This is a genomic window from Oceanobacillus sp. FSL H7-0719 (genome assembly GCF_045040795.1).
In the GTDB taxonomy this organism is placed as follows: domain Bacteria; phylum Bacillota; class Bacilli; order Bacillales; family Amphibacillaceae; genus Oceanobacillus.
In genome coordinates, this window is record NZ_CP150301.1 from 493,656 (window position 1) to 507,640 (window position 13,985).

Annotated in this window: 11 protein-coding genes, 1 pseudogene and 1 other annotated feature; of the genes and pseudogenes, 10 read left to right on the forward strand and 2 right to left on the reverse strand. The window is 38.9% G+C overall.

Translation table 11 applies throughout. From position 1 onward, the window contains the following. Positions 1-7 precede the first annotated feature (7 nt). The 3 genes from spoVID to NST93_RS02510 all read left to right on the forward strand — a co-directional run bounded on the left by spoVID (position 8) and on the right by NST93_RS02510 (position 5,370). The gene (spoVID, locus tag NST93_RS02500; RefSeq protein ID WP_405100872.1) at positions 8-1,021 is read left to right on the forward strand and encodes a stage VI sporulation protein D; all 1,014 of its coding nucleotides are present in this window, start codon (positions 8-10) and stop codon (positions 1,019-1,021) included. 62 nt (positions 1,022-1,083) lie between these two features. After that, positions 1,084-2,085 carry a hypothetical protein gene (locus NST93_RS02505; protein ID WP_405100874.1) on the forward strand — a complete coding sequence of 334 codons (1,002 nt, stop codon included), beginning with the start codon at positions 1,084-1,086 and terminating at the stop codon, positions 2,083-2,085. 359 nt (positions 2,086-2,444) lie between these two features. After that, positions 2,445-2,675, forward strand: a binding site (T-box leader). Positions 2,676-2,727: 52 nt separating this feature from the next. Continuing rightward, positions 2,728-5,370: a valine--tRNA ligase gene (locus NST93_RS02510; RefSeq protein WP_405100876.1), complete on the forward strand. Its 2,643-nt coding sequence runs from the start codon at positions 2,728-2,730 to the stop codon at positions 5,368-5,370. A 55-nt stretch (positions 5,371-5,425) separates the two neighbouring features. Here NST93_RS02510 and NST93_RS02515 read toward each other — a convergent pair whose 3' ends face one another. Both NST93_RS02515 and NST93_RS02520 read right to left on the reverse strand, forming a co-directional pair. Further along, entirely contained in the window at positions 5,426-6,277 is an 852-nt protein-coding gene (locus NST93_RS02515) for a RimK family alpha-L-glutamate ligase (protein WP_405100878.1), read from the reverse strand. Positions 6,278-6,284: 7 nt separating this feature from the next. Continuing rightward, positions 6,285-7,175 (reverse strand): RimK family alpha-L-glutamate ligase, encoded by an 891-nt coding sequence (locus NST93_RS02520; protein ID WP_405100880.1) that lies wholly within the window; start codon positions 7,173-7,175, stop codon positions 6,285-6,287. Between the two features lie 63 nt (positions 7,176-7,238). On the opposite strand from NST93_RS02520, the gene NST93_RS02525 reads away from it, so the two are divergent. From NST93_RS02525 to mreD, 7 genes and pseudogenes are all read left to right on the forward strand, one after another. After that, entirely contained in the window at positions 7,239-8,516 is a 1,278-nt protein-coding gene (locus NST93_RS02525; protein WP_405100882.1) for a bifunctional folylpolyglutamate synthase/dihydrofolate synthase, read from the forward strand. A 93-nt stretch (positions 8,517-8,609) separates the two neighbouring features. Beyond that, on the forward strand, positions 8,610-9,422 hold the full coding sequence (locus NST93_RS02530) for an SPOR domain-containing protein (protein WP_405100884.1): 813 nt from the start codon (positions 8,610-8,612) through the stop codon (positions 9,420-9,422). Positions 9,423-9,583: 161 nt separating this feature from the next. After that, positions 9,584-10,123: a DNA repair protein RadC gene (gene radC / locus NST93_RS02535; protein WP_405103740.1), complete on the forward strand. Its 540-nt coding sequence runs from the start codon at positions 9,584-9,586 to the stop codon at positions 10,121-10,123. Between the two features lie 828 nt (positions 10,124-10,951). After that, positions 10,952-11,098: pseudogene (locus NST93_RS02540) on the forward strand (JAB domain-containing protein); the annotation flags it as partial. Positions 11,099-11,465: 367 nt separating this feature from the next. Next, positions 11,466-12,503, forward strand: a complete 1,038-nt coding sequence (locus NST93_RS02545; protein WP_405100886.1) for a rod shape-determining protein — start codon at positions 11,466-11,468, stop codon at positions 12,501-12,503. Between the two features lie 12 nt (positions 12,504-12,515). Further along, positions 12,516-13,427 (forward strand): rod shape-determining protein MreC, encoded by a 912-nt coding sequence (gene mreC / locus NST93_RS02550; protein ID WP_405100888.1) that lies wholly within the window; start codon positions 12,516-12,518, stop codon positions 13,425-13,427. Beyond that, positions 13,427-13,960, forward strand: a complete 534-nt coding sequence (mreD, locus tag NST93_RS02555; RefSeq protein WP_405100890.1) for a rod shape-determining protein MreD — start codon at positions 13,427-13,429, stop codon at positions 13,958-13,960. The genes mreC and mreD overlap by 1 nt, the downstream gene beginning before the upstream one ends. Positions 13,961-13,985: the final 25 nt, after the last annotated feature.

Sequence of the window (13,985 nt, forward strand, 5' to 3'; positions counted from 1 at the left end):
AGTTTGTTTGTCTTCTGCAGATACTGAATTCCAATTCGAATTGAATGAAACATTGTATTTTGATGATGGTTATCAAGTTCAAGAACTGATAAGTATTTCACTGGATCCAGAGGTTACGATTCATTCCTATGACACCTATGTATCCATACGAGGTGAAATTGAATTACGTGGCGAATATATTCATGAACAAAGTGATGAACGTAAGGAAGATACAATTCTTGAATTAGAAGATTTTCAAGCAAAAAGATTTGTTGAAAAGGTGGTCGCAACAGAAAACGACCAGATGGAGTTTACACATCATTTCCCAGTAGATATTTCAGTACCTTCTTACCGTATAGAAAGAGCTGATGATGTAAGAATCGACATCATAAACTTTGATTATGAGATACCTACAAATGATCAGCTTCAAATCACAGCAATCGCTACAGTACATGGGATAAAAGCGGAAATTGATTTACTGCAAGAAAAACGAGGGAAACCGGAAGATAATGTAATGTCGTTTGAATTTGAAGTGAAAAGCCCCGAAAAGGAATCAGAAATTGAAAAAACTGTTGAAGAAACGATTAATGATGAATTGATACTTCGGGATAAGAAAGAAATTCATCAAGAAGAAACTTATAAAGAGGAAAATGCGGAATCAGTTGCTGGTGTTTTTAGTGAGGAAGAAACCCTGGAACCAATAGCTGATGTCATCGAAGAAGTTCGAATAATTGAACCGGAAAAGGAGCCAGAAATTACTTTAGAGGCGATTGAAGAGGAAATACCTGAAGAGAAAGAACAAGTTCGAGAACAGATAGAGGAAGAAAAGGTGAAAGATGTTAGTTATTTAGCGGACATGTTCCGAGACGATGATGAGGATAAATTTACACGAATGAAAATATGCATTGTTCAAGAAGATGATACAATCGAGACAATCGCAGAGCGATTCCAGGTAAGTACATTACAGCTGATAAAACAAAATAAGCTAGACGAGGAATTCGATATTAGCGAGGGACAATTATTATATATACCGAAGAAATAAGCTTCTCCCCTTGTTTTCTAATACAAGGGGTTTTACATATACTATCTTTCGGGGGTTTTATCATGGAAAAGCTTACTGAGGTTCTTCAACAATACGCAGTTTACCCACAAGCAATTGTTCATGTGACAGATCGACTTTATAAAGTGAAGGCTGATGGAAAGCAATATGCCTTAAAACGAAGCAGACTGAAAGATAAACAGCTTGATATATGGCAGACTGTCTATCACCTTGCAAGTAAAAAAGGGCTTCCAGAAGTTTTACCAGTTTATTTAACCGTAAACAAGCAATTATACGTTGAAAATGGAGGAGAGATTTATTATCTTTCCCCTTGGATAGAAGGAACAATCTTTCGTTTTGAACAAAAAACGATTGAATCTCTTTATAAGATATTAGGGAAGCTGCACTTGCGGACAAAACAGAAATACAAGTTAAATAAGTCTTCAGTTGAAAAAGAGTTCAGTTCCTATAAAAGTAATTGTAAAGCAGAGGAGAAAAAATTACTTATAGGGATTGAAGCAATTGAGAAGAGGCATTTTCCATCTCCGTTTGAACTGCAAGTATTAACACACTATCGAGATTTATCTCATGCATTAAAACAATCTCAATATTTAGCGGAACAAATTATTTCTTACACAAATGATGCTGAAGAGTGGACTGCTAGTTTAACGCATGGGGGTCTGCGCGAGAGCCATATATTTGAACAATATATAATTAACTGGGAACAAGCCGCATACAGGCATCCATATCAAGATTTGTATGAGTTTTTCACAAGCGAATGTGCTAAAGGCTATCGTCGGACAGACCGTTTTATTGAAGGTTTTCCAACGTATTTGGAAGAAAACCCCTTTACAGATTTAGAGCTTTTCATGCTGAAACTTTATTTATTAGATACTAGCGACTACTTAGCTTTGATTGATGAAAAACAAGCAAATAATCGAGAGAATCGGTCCATGGTTGAAAAAACGATTGCATTAGAAAAAAACTACAGAAGAATTCAATTCGGATTATATTTTAACAATGCGGTTACTGCGTTGGAATCGGCACATACAGTCGAAGGGGATTAAATCCACTCTAAATAAAATGCAACATAAACAATAATAAACATTCCCAATAAGAGAACATCCAATGTTGTAGGAATAAGCAGGGTTCTCAGTAACTGATAAACCAAAAGCGGTGTCATCGCAGTTTCTATTGCACACAGACACTGCCTTGCCCAGGGTGGGAGTCGATAACGATAATGGCGAGCCATAATTTCACCTCATTTAGTAATCAATGATTATTTATAAGCAATGGAACAAATGAATAAAAGCATGTAATCTGGAAATAATGGTTTTATTCTAAGTTATGAACTTTATATTGTGCGTGTGCTAATAACAGTTGACGTTTTGCGAATCAATAGCTAAAATATAAGGTAATTATATATTTATTAGCGAGTGACAGGGAAGAGTACAAATTAAACACCAACAGAAAGGGAAATAAACGCTGAGAATTTCCTTGGAAGGTTATTTTGGAAGGTCGCCCTTGACGCAGCAGCTCTGAAGGATTAGTAAGAGCATGCCGGCCTGCAGCCGATATCAGAGATTAAGTGTACAAATGGGATTGCCAATTGTAAACAAAGGTGGTACCACGGAAGTTAACCCTTTTCGTCCTTTATTTTAGGATGATAAGGGTTTTTTGATTTTTTAATACTCAGGAGGATGATAATTATGACAGAACAACCAAAGACATTGCCTTCAAAATATAACCCTTCGGAAGTAGAGGCTGGTCGTTATCAGTTCTGGTTAGATGGAAAATATTTTGAGGCGGCAGGTGATTCGGAGAAAGAACCTTATTCTATTGTTATTCCACCACCTAACGTAACAGGAAGACTGCACCTAGGTCATGCGTGGGATACAACAATGCAGGACACGATTACACGAATGAAGCGGATGCAAGGCTATGATGTGCTGTGGCTTCCCGGTATGGACCATGCAGGAATCGCGACACAGGCAAAGGTTGAAGCAAAGCTGAAAGAACTTGGAACCAACCGTTATGAGCTCGGCCGTGAGAAGTTTCTTGAAAAGTCGTGGGAATGGAAGGAAGAATATGCTTCATTCATTCGCTCCCAATGGGAAAAGCTCGGCTTAAGCTTAGATTATTCAAGGGAACGCTTCACATTAGACGCAGGGTTATCTGATGCGGTAAAAGAAGTTTTTATTAAGCTGTATGAAAAAGGGCTTATTTATCGCGGGGAGTATATTATTAACTGGGATCCACAAACAAAAACTGCATTATCGGATATCGAAGTTATTTATGAAGAAGTTCAAGGGAAGTTTTATCATTTCCGATATCCAATTAAGGACAGTGATGAAGTAATTGAAATTGCAACTACACGTCCGGAAACAATGCTTGGGGATACAGCTGTTGCAGTTCATCCGAAAGACGAAAGATATCAGCATCTAATTGGCAAAACAGTTATCCTGCCAATTGTGGGCAGGGAAATTCAAATTGTAGCAGATGATTATGTTGATCGGGAACTTGGTTCAGGCGCAGTAAAAATTACCCCAGCGCATGATCCGAACGACTTTGAAATCGGTAATCGTCACAATCTTGAGCGTGTGCTTGTCATGAACGAAGATGGTACGATGAATGAAAATGCCGGGAAATACGAAGGTATGGATCGTTTTGAGTGCCGTGAAGCGATAGTGAAGGATCTGGAGAATCTTGGTGTACTGATCGAGATTGAAGAACGTGTACATCAAGTTGGACATTCGGAACGCAGTGGGGCAGTTGTTGAGCCTTATTTATCAACACAATGGTTTGTAAAAATGCAGCCACTTGCAGATGCAGCCGTTGAACTGCAAAAGGGTGAAGGAAAAGTCAATTTCTTCCCAGAGCGCTTTGAAAAGACCTATCTCAATTGGATGGAGAATATTAGAGATTGGTGTATATCCCGTCAGCTTTGGTGGGGACACCGCATCCCAGCCTGGTATCACAAGGAAACAAACGAAATTTATGTTGGAAAAGAAGCTCCAGAGGATATCGAAAATTGGGATCAGGATGAAGATGTCCTTGATACATGGTTTTCTTCCGCATTATGGCCGTTTTCAACGATGGGCTGGCCGGATACAGAAGCAGCGGACTTTAAACGCTATTTCCCAACAGGCGTACTGGTAACAGGCTATGATATTATTTTCTTCTGGGTTGCACGCATGATTTTCCAATCGAAGGAATTTACTGGAGAAAAGCCGTTTAACGATGTATTGATTCATGGATTGATTCGCGATTCCGAAGGCCGGAAGATGAGTAAGTCTCTTGGCAATGGTGTTGATCCAATGGATGTTATCGAGAAATATGGTGCAGACTCGCTCCGTTACTTCTTGCTGACTGGTTCCACACCTGGGCAGGATCTGCGTTTCTATTGGGAAAAGGTTGAATCGACTTGGAACTTTGCCAACAAGATTTGGAATGCTTCCAGATTCTCTCTTATGAATTTAGAAGGCTTCACATATGAGGATATTGATTTAACTGGCGAGCTTTCACTTGCTGATAAGTGGATTTTAACCCGCTTGAATGAAACGATTGAACATGTAACAAAGAATACGGATAAATATGAATTTGGTGAAGCAGGCCGTCATTTATATAACTTTATCTGGGATGAACTTTGTGACTGGTATATTGAAATGGCTAAGCTTCCTCTTTACGGTGATGACGAAGCGAAGAAGAAAACGACACAGTCTGTTCTTGCATATGTTCTTGATCAGACAATGCGCATGCTTCATCCGTATATGCCATTTATCACAGAAGAAATCTGGCAGCAGCTGCCACATCAAGGTGAATCCATTACAGTTGCAAGCTGGCCGGAAGCTAAAGCGGAATTCCATGATGAAACGGCATCAAAAGAAATGTCCCGCTTAGTAGCAATCATCAAATCAGTGCGTAACATTCGTGCAGAAGTAGACACACCAATGTCGAAGAAAATCAATATGCTTATCGAGGCGGAAAATGAAGCAATTGTTACAGAACTTGAGAAAGACCGCGAATATCTTGAGCGCTTCTGTAATACCGAAGAATTAACGATTGCAACCGAGATTAGTAATAAAGATAAAGCAATGACTGCGGTTATAACAGGAGCTGAAATCTTCCTGCCGCTTGAAGGCTTGATTGATTTTGACAAAGAAATCGCACGTCTTGAAAAAGAACTGGAAAAATGGAAGAAAGAAGTGGAAAGAGTACAGAAAAAGCTTTCCAACCAAGGATTTGTTGCAAAAGCCCCAGAAGCAGTTGTAGAAGATGAAAAACGAAAAGAGAAGGACTATCTGGATAAACAAGCAAAAGTCAGTGCAAGACTAGAAGAATTAAAAGGATAAGAAAAAAAGCCTGTTACTTATTTGATGAAAATTTGTAACAGGCTTTTTTATTTTCTTATGCTTCAAGCTTTTTTAAAATATGCGCAGTATACTTTTCCAGCAAATTGATCTCACTTAACTTACTAAGTGTACGTGAACCGACGATATCCTCAATCTCATTAAAAAGAAGTTCACCGTTTTTCCCAATTAGAAAATCAATCCCAACTAAATCAAAATCAAAGTGAGAAATAATTTTCTTTACTAACTTTTCTTCTTCCTCTCTGAGCTGATAGAGAGAAGCATTGCCACCAAGGGTAAAGTTAGCTCTAAAGTCGAAGTCACTTTCTCTTAATACACTGGCAATAATCTCTTCGCCGATTATATAGACACGTAAATCCTTGCCGAGCTGAACGTCTGCTGTTTGCAGTATAATCTCTTTGCTTTGTTTTTCCTTTGATTTTATCCAGTCGACATCATTTTCTATATAAAATACTTCTTTACCGCCTCTGCCACGAACATTTTTCATTACAAATGGATAGTCGAGCGGCGGCTGAGCGGGAAGTTCTGACTTTGTAAAAAAGAAGGTATCCATCATTGGAATGCCAAGCTGGTTCACAGTATGGTGCGTTAATCCTTTATGGTTACAGATTCTAGCAACCTCTGCTGAATTAAAGACCATTGTCCCCAGCTGTTCCAAATGCATGCTTAATAGAGGGTCAATCGTCCGAACAACAGCTGCTTCTGGCGGTGAAACAAGGGTATTGTCTTTGAATATTGCAGACTTATTCTGATAAATCCCAATCACCAAATCTTCTCGAAGAACGAGTGACATGTGCAGGCCCTGCTTTTTTGCTTCATCAATAAACCACTGAATATACCCCTGATTTTCGATAGCGCCTGACTCACTATAAATTAACCATGCTTCCATGCATTGATCACCTTATCCTTTTGATGCTGTTTAAAACATATTCTATCATATAATCTGCAGCATTTATCTTCGTACAATCTAGCAAATTACGAATATGCGCATTGGAGTTTACTTCACAAATAATCGGTGAATCAGCCCCGAATAATAAATCGACACCAGCGAAGTCTGCTCCGATTGCCTTTGTTGCGAGAGTTGCAAGCCGCTTCTCTTCATCTGAAGCTTGATAGGGCTCCATCGTGCCCCCTGCAGTAATATTTGCCCGGAAATCATTTTGCGATTTTCGTTTCATCCCTGCAACCACCTGATCACCGACAACCTGCAGCCGAATATCCACGCCATAGCTTGTTGAAATAAATTCCTGAAAAACAAAGGCTTTGTTGCCTAATTGATTTATTTTTTTCTGCAGGGCTTCTTTTGTTTCGATGAGATAAACCTGTTCGCCAAAGGAACCAAATGCTTCTTTAATAACCATGGGAAAGCCAAGCTCAGTTATTGCCTGTTCTATAATTTTTTCGTCAAAACTTCCTTCAAGAAAGATTTTTGGAGCAATAATGGTTTTAGGGATTGGCAACTTTAATCGCGCCAGCTCCTGATATGTTGCAATTTTATCGTCACTGACTGCAATTGCCTCAGCCGAATTAAATACAGGAATACCTAAATATTCGAGCTGTTTTGCAAGATAAATATCTTTGTCCGTAAATAGAACATACTCAGGCAGCTGCATTTTTGGCAAAAGCTCCAGACTTGTAGCTGACAGCAGACTAAGAAGTGCATTGTTTTTTATGATTTTAGTTTTACTATTATACTTATCAGCAGCTGCCTGGAGCATTTCTGCATAATCTAGAAACTTATTTCCGGGCAGATTGCCGTTATAGATAATCCATCCTGTTGTGTTCAATTTTATGTATCCTTTCTGCTATACTTAATTGAATGATTATTAATATACGAAAGCGGTGTTTCTATGTTTTCTACAATACATGAGGTAGAAGCGTTTTTCAATCAGCGAAAAGCTTTAGGTATAAAACCGGGACTGGAGCGGATGCATGAATTATTATCCCGCCTTGGTCATCCGGAAAAGAAAATGAAAGCAATTCATGTTGCCGGAACGAACGGGAAAGGCTCGACCATCCATTTTCTCAACGCCGCACTGCGGGCAAACGATTATGATACAGGAATATTTACCTCTCCCAGCTTTACTGGGCTGACTGGCCATATTTTATTAAACAATCGATCTATCTCTGATGCAGTGTTTATAGAGATTTTAAATGATATGTATCCACATATTATTTGGATGGATAAGCAGGACTTGGCGCCCACTGAATTCGAAATACTTACCGCAGCTGCCTTTGTTTATCTAGGGAATCATGGAGATGTTACGCTAGTTGAAACGGGGATGGGCGGGCGTTTTGATACAACGAATTTATTTAAGCCAATCCTTTCTATTATAACAAACATTGCTTTAGATCATGCTGATTATTTAGGGAGCACAGCAGAGGAAATTGCCTATCATAAGGCAGGTATTATTAAAAAAAATGTCCCGGTGATTGTAGGGGAAATGAATAAGTCCGCCCTTAAAGTTGTGATGAAAGAAATAGAACAGCAGCAGGCAAGTTATTCGATATTAAATAAAGATTATAGTTATCGGCGGGTAGATCATTCTCAAAAAATAGTATGGGAAAGTGGAGCTAGAAAGCTTTCGCTTGAGCTCGCAATGCAAGGGGCACATCAATTACAAAATGTCGCGATTGTATTGCGGGCATTGGAAGAAATAGAGAAAATGGGCTATGCCTTAAATTGGGAGAAAACGTTGACTGCTTTATCCAAAACAACAGCACCTGGCAGATATGAGGTTTTGCAAGAAAATCCGACAGTAATTGTCGATGCTGCACATAATCCGGATGGCATACATGCTTTTATTCAAACAACTGAAAACTTATTCCCTGATACTGAAAAACATCTTATTACAGCAATGTTTAAGGATAAAGATACCGAAGAAATGCTGCGGTTATTAGGTATGCATTTTACTGCGATTACCTTAACATCCTTTCATCATCCGCGAGCTGCGTCTGCGAAGGACTTATATGATCAAACAGTAGCAAGTGAAAAAGCGTATTGCGAAAGTTGGACAGAGGCTGTTGATCGAGCGTTAGACAAAGAGGAACCCTGCTTTATTACGGGGTCATTGCACTTTATTACTCTTGTCCGCAATTATTTGCAGGAGAAAAGTAAAAAAATGTAGAAAAGTTTTTCAAGGCAGCTGACATGATTCATCTATCTTTTTATTCTCCTTATGCTAGATTTAAACAAAGTCATTCTGGCAGGGAGTGAAAGGATGAATAAAGAGCAGGGGAATAATCAGCAAAATGATAGAAAGACTTTGGGTGAAGACCATCCTATTCAGGTTGTATATGATGGAAATGCGGTGAAGAATAATCAGGAAAAACAAAATATACATGTTTTTCAGCGACCGGAAATTAAGCGAAAACCACAGAAAAAAAGATTTATGCCTGTTCTGCTGACTGTTTTATGTGCTAGTGCAATAGGTGTTTTCTTTGGAATGACGATTTTAAAGCTTTTTGTTTCGATGGATGACGAGCCAATCGCAGAAGGTAATCATACGGATGAAACAGTTACTGCTTCAGCTGCGAGTGGAAGTACTGAAAAAAAACACTATGATATCCCGCAGCTTTCAGGTTATGTGTTGCAGGCTGGTGTCTTTATGGAAAAGGAAAATGCCGAGGAATGGTTGAATTATTATGAGACAAATCAGCTTCCTGTTATTATTTGGGAACAGGATACGCAGTATTATTTATTTACAGGTATTTACCCAACAGAAGAAGCCGCTAAGAATCAGGCTGGGGAATTGAAGGCATCTGGTTATGATGTTTTTGCCAAATCTTGGAGTACTACAAGTGGAGAAATTGAACTGGGAGAAGAGGAAGCAGAGTGGTTAAATAAATTTGCGGAGGAATGGCCGGTCTCTTTAAGCGCAAAGAAGCCGGAGTCTCTTATTGAATCTGTGAATGCTGTGCCATCCTCTGAACAATTTGCGGGTATACGGAATAAATTACAGGAGCAAGTGAGCGCAGAACAGTTCTATTTGGATATTTTTAAATTATATGAACAACTTGGAAAAGATATATAAAGAGATTTTCTATAAAAAGCCTTCTAAGAATTGAAATAACTCTTAGAAGGTTTTTCTGTTTACAGTAATAGAACGATGTGAAAATAAACTTTTGGCGAGTTGTCTAATTCAAATTAGCTGATAATGTGAGATAAAAGAAAGGAGGGGGCACAGTGACTATCATGATAAAGGATGTGCCAAAAGAAGATCGACCGCGTGAACGTGCAGTGCGTTTAGGGCCGAATAGTTTAACAAACCAAGAGGTACTGGCTATTTTGCTTGGGACGGGTTCTAAAGAAGAGTCTGTCATGACCCTTGCAGGCCGTGTCCTTATGCATTTCGAAGGCTTGAAGCTGCTTCATGATGCAACGATTGAGGAGTTAACTGCTATTAAGGGAATTGGACTTGCAAAGGGTGTTCAGATTTTAGCTGCAATTGAGCTGGGAAAGCGGATGAGCCGGTATAAGCCACATGAAGGATATGTTATTCGTTCACCTGATGACGGGGCCAATTTTATTATGGAAGAACTGCGGTTGCTGAAGCAGGAAAATTTTGTCGTTCTTTTCCTTAATACCAAGAACCAGGTTATCCACCGCCAAACAATCTTTGTTGGAAGCCTCAATGCTAGCATCGTCCACCCGCGCGAAGTATACCGGGAAGCTGTAAAACGAGCTGCGGCATCAATTATTGTTGCGCATAATCATCGTGCGACACGTTCATAACTGAAAAGGTTATGCATGCTTTCTGAAGATTTAAAGATTCTAAGAGAGTCGTGAACTCTTAACTTGATAGGCAGAATGAAAGGGTAACGCCTTGAAATGCCTGCTCTGATACTCCGGCATGCATGATTCGAATGTGTAAAAGAATCATGTATGAAGCCCGGTGAAGTCGGCTGAAAGTTGTCGTAGTACTGGTTTTCCAGCAACCGAAACCTAACTAGAGGTAGTTAGTACAACCAATAGGCCGGGAGTCGTAAAAAACTTAATATGGTGAGAATGTGGTAAAACACTGACGAACTAGCGAATGAAATGTCTGTAAGTGCGAGCACTCAGAAATGAGTGGGCTTGATGATAATTCAAGTGCGTTCCGTGGGCGAGTACCTATGATGGTTTCGAAAGCGCCATGCATCGTTACAGGCGATGGAGAGGACGCCAGGCAAGAGTTAGCACCTAAGTTAAGATATAGATAGAGTTAAGGGAACGTGGAAAGCTATCAACATGGAGAGTACACACTCGGGTAAAGTGGCAGGAAGGAAAGGGTTTGTCCATAACTTCCTTTTATGATAGTGAGAGCAGAGGCATGAGCGGTGAAGTTTCTGTAATGGAAATGGAGCAACAGCCTCAAGTCGTTTGAACACTATTTCAACTCAATCATTATCTGCAATAGAGAGCTTTAATACAATCGTCTCGAAGAATTTAATAATTAAAATATGGTTGAGGAATAGAAATAGTTGATAAACGATGGAATGCCGTGTGCGATGAAAGTTGCATGCACGGTATGGAGCAGGGGAAAAGGTGGAGATCGCTTCAAAACCTTACCTATTGCTATCCTCAGGAGATCCGACTCCATCACAGGAAGATATTCATGTAACAAGGAGGTTAGTTGAGTCAGGGAAAATGATTGGGATAGAATTGCTCGATCATTTGATTATTGGAGACAGGAAGTTCGTATCGTTAAAGGAAAAGGGATACTTATAGGAAATACATTTTTGTTATCATTAATCAAAGATATTCCAGTGAAATTTTACTGGAATATCTTTGATTAAGTTAAATATCCCTAAATAGAAAAACGATTAGACAAAAAAGCAGTCTTTTTGGTTATCTTTTATTTCCGTAAAGCAAAAATAAAGAAAAAATCCAAACACGCTCTTTATTATACTATCTATTTTGCCGTTTTTTTCGTATAATATTATAGGGATTGATTATCTAGCGCCATTTTTCTTTTTCGGGACTGAAAGTGGCGCTTATTATAATTTTTCTTCTAAAACTATGTTTGCATCAGTTATAATAAATCGATATAGTTAAGCTACATATTAATGGAATGTGAGCGGAGAGGGAGATTGGATTGGCAAAGTTTAGTTTTTCACAAGATTTAGGAATTGATTTAGGTACTGCCAATACACTGGTATTTGTTAAAGGCAAGGGTGTGGTGGTCACGGAACCATCTGTAGTTGCCAGAAATACGGATACCGGCAATATTGAAGCGGTAGGAAGCCACGCGAGAAATATGATTGGCAGAACGCCGGGAAATATTTCAGTTATTCGTCCGATGAAAGATGGTGTTATTGCTGATTACGATACTACGGCTGCTATGATGGGCTATTATATAAAGAAAGCAATGCGTCGCCGTTCGGTATTTGCTAAAAAGCCAAATGTAATGGTTTGTGTTCCATCAGGAATTACAATGGTGGAGGAGCGTGCAGTTATTGATGCTACCAAACAAGCAGGCGCAAGGGATGCATTTGCAATTTCTGAACCATTTGCTGCCGCAATAGGAGCAGGCCTACCCGTATGGGAGCCTACAGGTAGTATGATTGTAGACATAGGTGGTGGAACTACAGAAGTTGCTGTTATTTCACTTGGCGGCGTAGTTACAAGTAAATCGATTCGGATTGCTGGTGACGATATGGATGAAGCCATTATTAATTATATTCGTAAAGAGTACAGCCTATTAATTGGTGAACGTTCAGCAGAATCAATCAAAATGGATATTGGAACTGCTGGGGAAGTAATCGAAGACATTGAAATGGATATCCGTGGAAGAGATTTACTTACAGGTTTACCAAAGACAATTACAATAACTGCAAAAGAAATTGCAACAGCATTGAATGATACAGTGGAAGCAATTGTAGAAGCAGTGAAAAACACGCTGGAAAAAACACCACCAGAACTTGCGGCAGATATTATGGATCGCGGAATCGTTTTATCTGGCGGGGGAGCTTTATTAAAGAACATCGATCAAATTATTAGCAACGAGACGAAAATACCTGTCTTTATTGCGGACGAGCCTTTAGAAAGCGTCGCGGTTGGTACTGGGAAATCTATTGATTACATCCAGCATTTCCGGGATTCCAGTGTGTCATCTCAATCTCCAAAAAATTAAGTAGGTGTTTTCATGCGTTTTTTTAGGAATAAACGACTTTTTATCTTTTTAATTGGTTTTATTATACTTGTTGCATTAATTGGTTATTCATTACGTGATCGAATAAATGTCACCTTTGCTGAGGAACTAATTAATGATACAGTTGGCTGGATTCAATATGTTATCCATATTCCTGTTAATTTTACAACGGAAGTAATTACAAATGTACAAGATTTTCGTAACACATACGAAGAAAACCAAGTTTTAAAAGAGCAGCTTAGTCAATATAAAGGGCTGGTTTATGATGTACAGGAAGTAGAGAAAGAAAATGAAGAGCTCCGAGCGGCATTGGATTTGTTAGAATCTGATTCGATTCGCAGCAGTGAAGCAATCCAAGCAATCGTTATGTCACGTTCTCCAGAGCGCTGGTTAGAGCAAGTTACGATAAATAAAGGAGAAAAACATGGCGTGCATGCAAATATGCTTGTAATGACGGCTGAGGGAATGATTGGAAAGGTTCAAACAGCAAATGATTTTACATCAACAGTGAAATTATTAACTGGGTTTGACCAATTCAACAGAGTTTCCGCGATGGTTTCGCGAGATGAAGGTGAAAATGTTTTTGGGATGATTGAAGGATTTGATCCCGAAACTGATTCTTTAATGTTTCGAATCATTGAGGACTCAGACCAAGAGATTGAAGAAGATGAACTCGTTGTTTCTTCAGGAATGGGTGGAGTCTTTCCAGCAGGTGTAACAATTGGCACTGTTAAAGAAATTGTCTCAGACCAATATGGTTTAACTCAAATTGCACTTGTGGAACCGGCAGCAGATATATATGATATAAATCATGTTATTGTGCTTGACCGCAAAATTAGTGAAAAAGCTGAAACTAGCGGAAAAGAAGCAGCAGATGATGCAGAGGCTGAGGGGGAAGCGGAGTAATGAAAAAACTATACTTGCCTCTTATTCTGTTTGTATTCCTTGTTTTTGAAGGACTTGCAATAAATCTGCTGCCCACTGAGATAGCTTTAAGTGAAAACTTAATTATTGCACATTGGGTGCTGGCTTTACTGGTTTACATTGCGGTTTATTATGATTCCAGGGCCACCTATTATTCCATTATCTATGCCTTCATTTTTGGATTGCTTGTTGACATTATATACACAGGCGTTTTAGGTGTATACATGTTTTCTTATGGATTAGTAATCTATATTATTCACAACTTACAGAAATTACTGCAGCGAAATTTCTTTGTACTCATTTTGCTTGGTATATTTTCATTCCTGATGGCTGATTCATTTATTTATCTCATATATTATGTGGTTGGTATTACCGAAATGGTTTGGCAGGATTATTTAGTGCGAAGGCTGCTGCCAACAATAGTTGCAAATCTAGTATTCTTTATTATACTGTTTCCGATATTTAAAAAGAGAATTGGCAGATGGGGAAACGAACAATTAAACAAAGAAGATTGATTTTTTACATAGAGGCGGTTACAGG